Origin of the sequence: Adlercreutzia sp. DFI.6.23 (genome assembly GCF_024462535.1) — a bacterium.
GTDB lineage: Bacteria > Actinomycetota > Coriobacteriia > Coriobacteriales > Eggerthellaceae > Adlercreutzia > Adlercreutzia rubneri.
Genome location: NZ_JANGBP010000260.1, coordinates 1 through 370 on the forward strand (window position 1 = coordinate 1; position 370 = coordinate 370).

1 protein-coding gene is annotated in these 370 nt (G+C 60.8%); it reads left to right on the forward strand.

Annotation, left to right across the window (positions count from 1 at the left end):
• Nucleotides 1-219, forward strand: a 219-nt coding sequence (locus NE591_RS13280) for a DHHA2 domain-containing protein (protein ID WP_371130620.1), incomplete at its 5' end; no start/stop codon positions are given.
• Between the last annotated feature and the right edge of the window lie 151 nt (nt 220-370).

Sequence of the window (370 nt, forward strand, 5' to 3'; positions counted from 1 at the left end):
ATTCGCGATCACATGAAGAAGCTCGTGGAAGACAAAGGCTACGAGTTCGCCCTGCTGCTCGTCACCGATATTCTGGCCGAGGGCTCGCAGTTCATCGTGGAGGGCGATCCGGCCCGTGTGAACCGCGTCTTCGAGATCGAGTGCTGCGAGGGCGGCAACTGGATGCCCGGCGTGCTGTCCCGCAAGAAGCAGGTGGAGGCCCCCATTCTTGCCTCGTAATAATTCCTTGAGGAATTATTACGCGACGCTGCGGGTCCGACAGGCACCTGTCCTTGCCCCTTGTTTTTGCCACGGCGCGGCACGAAGGCCGCTTGGGCAAAAGGCGGGGCAAATCCAGGCACCTGTCGGACCCTCGCTGTTTTCCTTGGGC